6 protein-coding genes are annotated in these 4,326 nt (G+C 72.2%); 5 read left to right on the plus strand and 1 reads right to left on the minus strand.

All coding sequences use genetic code 11. The features are described 5' to 3' along the window. Window positions 1–14: 14 nt before the first annotated feature. Genes G7A99_RS13150 through G7A99_RS13170 form a run of 5 tightly spaced genes read left to right on the plus strand, consistent with a single transcriptional unit; the run spans window position 15 to window position 3,863 of the window. Complete coding sequence (locus G7A99_RS13150; protein WP_163140821.1) at window positions 15–947, plus strand: transporter; 933 nt, start codon at window positions 15–17, stop codon at window positions 945–947. A 36-nt stretch (window positions 948–983) separates the two neighbouring features. Further along, a complete protein-coding gene (locus G7A99_RS13155; protein WP_256379723.1) occupies window positions 984–1,211 on the plus strand; it encodes a 4-oxalocrotonate tautomerase in 228 nt (75 codons plus the stop codon). A 14-nt stretch (window positions 1,212–1,225) separates the two neighbouring features. Then, window positions 1,226–1,816 (plus strand): 2-hydroxychromene-2-carboxylate isomerase, encoded by a 591-nt coding sequence (locus G7A99_RS13160; protein WP_163140826.1) that lies wholly within the window; start codon window positions 1,226–1,228, stop codon window positions 1,814–1,816. Window positions 1,817–1,851: 35 nt separating this feature from the next. Then, window positions 1,852–3,201 (plus strand): methyl-accepting chemotaxis protein, encoded by a 1,350-nt coding sequence (locus G7A99_RS24925; RefSeq protein ID WP_205599846.1) that lies wholly within the window; start codon window positions 1,852–1,854, stop codon window positions 3,199–3,201. Further along, window positions 3,198–3,863 (plus strand): glutathione S-transferase family protein, encoded by a 666-nt coding sequence (locus G7A99_RS13170; RefSeq protein ID WP_163140829.1) that lies wholly within the window; start codon window positions 3,198–3,200, stop codon window positions 3,861–3,863. Before G7A99_RS24925 ends, G7A99_RS13170 begins: the two co-directional genes overlap by 4 nt. Window positions 3,864–3,875: 12 nt before the next feature. Here G7A99_RS13170 and G7A99_RS24930 read toward each other — a convergent pair. Then, window positions 3,876–4,326 (minus strand): LysR substrate-binding domain-containing protein (locus tag G7A99_RS24930; protein ID WP_240466278.1); only part of this gene is annotated, 451 nt, incomplete at its 5' end.

Consider the following 4,326-nt stretch of genomic DNA (forward strand, 5'->3'; position numbering starts at 1 on the left):
CGAGGAGGAGAGAGATGCATCGAGCAACACGATACCTCGCGGGCGGGGCGGTGGTGGGGCTGGCCGGCCTGCTGCCGCTGACGGCCGCGGCCGACGCCACCCAGCACTACGTCCCCGGCGTGGAGGGCAGTCTCGCGGCCACGGTCCCCCCACCGGGCTTCTACCTGCGCACCTACGGGGTCTACTACGACTCCGACAACGTCAAGGTCGACGCCGTCAGCGACAACGACGGCGAGGTCCCCGGCGGTGACGACAGCGCCACCGTCCGGGCGGTGGTGCCCCGCGCGATCTGGATCACCGACAAGAAATTCCTCGGCGCGGACTACGGCATGGAGGCCATCGCCCCGATCCTGGACAAGGACGTCGACGCCATGGGGCTCAGCGAAAGCGACAGCGGCCTCGGCGACGTCTTCTTCAGCCCGCTGGTCCTCGCCTGGCACGGCGAGCGCTACGACACGGTCCTCACCGCCGGCTACTGGACCGACGCGTTCAGCGACTACGACGACGACAACCCCGTGGCCGCGGCGGCCTCCGTGGGCCAGGGCTACTCCAACGTGATGTTCACCCTGGGCGGCACCTGGTACCTCACCGCGGACCGCACCTGGGCGGTCTCGCTGCTCAACCGCTACGAAACCATGGCCTCGGACATCGAGGGCACCGACATCGAGCCGGGCGACAACTGGGTAGCCGAGTGGGGCATCAGCCACAGCTTCAGCCCGGCGCTGACCGTGGGGCTGGTGGGCTACGACAGCTGGCAGCTCACCGAGGACGACGCCCCGGCGGGCGTACCCACGCCCAAGGACGAGGTCCACGCCGTCGGCGGTCAGGTGACCTACCGCTCGCGCTCGCTGGGCATGAGCTTCGATGCCGCGCTCTACGACGAGTACCACAGCGAGCACCGCCCCGAGGGCACCACCGCCCGGGTGATCGTCACCATTCCGTTCTGAGACCGGGCGCGGGCCGTCACGGCGACGGCCCGCGCCGTGCACGCAAGGGAGACCGCCGACATGCCGATTGCGCACCTGCATATCCTCGAAGGCCGACCGAAGGAGAAGCGCGTGGCGCTGATCCGCAATGTCACCCACGCCATCGCCGAGAGCCTCGACGTGCCCGCCGAGCGCGTACGGGTGGTGGTCCAGGAGGTGCCCCTGGATCACTGGGGCATCGGCGGCGAGACCGCCGAGGAACGCCGCCGCGACGGCGGCGGCTGAGCGGGAGGCCGGCGATGGAGTCCGTGGACCTGGAGATCTTCTTCAACTTCCGCAGCCCGTACTGCTACCTCGCCTCCAAGCGGATGTTCCATCTGCTCGACGACTTCCACGTCCGCCTCGTCTGGCGGCCCCTGGGCGGATGGCACGGCCGCTCGCCGCCGGAGCGGGCGAAGCGGAAGATGCCCATCGCCCGTCAGGACGTCCGGCGCTTCGCCCGGCGGATGGGGATCCCCGTGAATCCGCCGCCCACGTCCACCGATCCCACCCGTGCCGCCGCGGGCTCCCTGCTCGCCGAGGAGCGGGGGCTGCTGCGCGCCTACACGGTGGAGACGATGCGCGCGGAGTGGGCCGAGGGGCGGGACATCGGCGAACCGGCGGTGTTGCGGGCGGTGGCGGACCGGATCGGCCTCGACCCGGAGGCGCTGATCGCGGCGGCGGACGACCCGGCCCGCCGGGAACACCTGGACGCCAACTGGGCCGTGGCGGACGAGCGGGGTGCCTTCGGCGTGCCGACCTTCGCCGTGGGCGACGAGATCTTCTGGGGGCAGGACCGCATCGACTTCGTCGTGGAGCACCTCCGGGAACTCAGGCTGGCACGGTTATGAATGCCCGCCGGTCCCTGGAGCTGCGACCGATGCCCATGGCAGGGGCCCTCACCATGCTGGCGGCGGTGGGCCTGGCGGTTTACGGCGGGGCGGCGACCTACCCGGCCTTCGTTGTGGCGCTGGTCGGTGCGGCGCTGGTGCTGGTGCGCAGACAGCCGGTCCCGGTGTCCCCGGGTGTCCGCGATCAGGGTGAGGGGCCGGACGCCCGGCTCGATGAGCTGGACGCTGCCGGACTGGACCTGACCGTGACCAGCGCGACCCTGGTCTCCCAGTTCACGGGCGTGATCACCAGCGCCGACCGGCAGGTGGAGACGGCCCGCCGTATCGTGGCGCTGAAGGAGGAGCTGGGCCGCAGCTCCGAGAGTACCGCGGCCGCGGCCGGTCAGTCGGCGGCCAGCGTGGGCGAGACCCATGCCAACGCCGAGGCCGGACACCGCTATGTGCATGACGCCTCCGGCGCGATCGAGGGCGTGGCCCGGACAGTGGACGGCGTGGTCGAGGAGTTCCAGGGCGTGGTGGGCTCCTCGGAGGAGATCGGCGGTATCGCCCGCACGATCCAGGGCATCGCCAAGCAGACCAGCCTGCTGGCGCTCAACGCCGCCATCGAGGCCGCCCGCGCCGGGGAGCAGGGGCGCGGTTTCGCCGTGGTCGCGGAGTCGGTCCGCGAGCTCTCCGAGCGTACCCGCCTCGCCACCGCGGACATCGAGACCATTCTCGAGCGGATCACCGGCAGCACCGAGTCCGTGGCCGGCGCACTGGCCGGTGCGGGGGCACAGGTGCGCGAGAGCGTCGATCTCGCCACCCGGGCGGCGGCGTCGCTGGAGGAGATCACGCGCCACGCCCGCGAAGCCAACGCCATGACGGAGACCCTGCAGGCGGAATGCCGTACCCAGCTGGGCACGTTCTCGCGCATGGCCGACGAGCTGGAATCCCTGGATTCGGCGGTACAGTCCGCCGACGACGCGGCACTGCGCTGCAACGAGCAGCTGCGCACGGTCGTGGAGAAGGTGGCGACTGCAAAGGAGGTCACGGCGTCCATGAACCCGGACAAGGACCCCCGGACGGCCCTGCTGGAGGCGGTGGAGGAGATGCGGGTCTGCAACATCCTGATCATGAACTCGCGCTCGGTGGCCGAGGCCGAGGCGCCCATCGGCCGGGTCGCCGACGTGGACCGGCGTATCGACCGGAACTGGCACCGGTACCTGGAGCGCGTCCCGGACGCACCCGTGGAACGCTTCAGCGACGCCCTGAGCGCCTACCGCGCCGCTCGTGACGCCATGCTTGCGCCGGCGCGGGACGGGGATTTCGACACGGTCCGGGCAGTGCTGGCCGAACGGGTCCGCCCGGCCTACGGCAACCTCAAGACCGTGATGGGGGCGCTATGAGTCGACAGACCGGCGAGGGCCGCCCCGGGGTCGAGCTGTTCGACAAGCCCGAGTGCCCGTTCTGCTTCAAGGTGCGTATCGCGCTCGCGGAGCAGGACCGGCCCTACCGCCACCGGCCCCATGACGACCCGGCGGTGAAGGCGGAGCGCGAACGGCTCTCGCCCACCGGTACCGTGCCGATCCTGGTGGAGGACGGCGACCGGGTGCTCACCGAGTCCGCCGTCATCATGGAATACCTCGCCGAGACCGGCCCCGGGCTGATGCCGGACGACGCCTGGGAGCGCGCCCGGGCCCGCAGCATCGCCCATTTCTCGGACAACCGTGTCGGCCGGGCGGTGCGCGAGGTCATCTTCGAGAAGCGCGACCGGCCGGCGCAGGACTGGGACCGGGCGCGTATCGACGCCGGGGTCGCCGCCTGGCGCGGGCAGTGCCTGCCGTATCTCGCCGAGGTCCTCGGCGAGCGGGCGTTCTTCGCCGGCGTCTACTCCATCGCCGATGCCGCGCTCACCGCGCGTTTCGCCCTGGCGCAGGCCTATGGCATGGACGTTCCGGACACCTTCCCGAACCTGCGGGCGTGGTTCGCGCGAATGGCGGAGCGGGCGAGCTTCGCCCCCGCGGCGCCGCCGAAGGTACGCGAGCGCCTGCGGGTCGCGGTCGACTGACGCCGTCCGCCGTTACGCCACCGGGTCCGGCTCACGGCTGCCGTCGCGCAGGCGCGAGACGATCAGCTCCGTGAGCCGCCGGGTCGCCACGCTGGGCCGTCCGGTACTGCGGTGCAGGGCGATCTCCACGCCGGGGAGCGCCGGCAGCCCGGTCTCCGCCGGGTCCAGCACGGTCAGCCCCGGGCCCAGCATGCTCGGCGTGGCCACGCCCACGGCGAGGCCCACGCTGACCGGCGACTGCAGCGCCGCGAACGCCTGGCTCACGTAGGCGGCCCGCCAGGGCCGGCCGGCGTCGTCCAGGCGGCTGGTGGCCGCGGCGCGGAACTCACAGGTGCCTTCCGGGTAGAGCGCCAGCGGCAGCGGGTCCTGGGCGTGGGCGGTGCTGCCCGGGGCACCCACCCAGACCAGCGGCTCCCGCCGCAGCAGGGTGCCGCCGGGGGAGTGCGGCTGGCGCGTGACCACG

It is taken from the genome of Arhodomonas sp. KWT (assembly GCF_010993615.1).

Coding starts and splice junctions, on each gene's coding strand:
- G7A99_RS13150 (WP_163140821.1), top strand. CDS start 15: ATGCATCGAGCAACACGATACCTCGCGGGCGGGGCGGTGGTGGGGCTG.
- G7A99_RS13160 (WP_163140826.1), top strand. CDS start 1,226: ATGGAGTCCGTGGACCTGGAGATCTTCTTCAACTTCCGCAGCCCGTAC.
- G7A99_RS24925 (WP_205599846.1), top strand. CDS start 1,852: ATGGCAGGGGCCCTCACCATGCTGGCGGCGGTGGGCCTGGCGGTTTAC.
- G7A99_RS13170 (WP_163140829.1), top strand. CDS start 3,198: ATGAGTCGACAGACCGGCGAGGGCCGCCCCGGGGTCGAGCTGTTCGAC.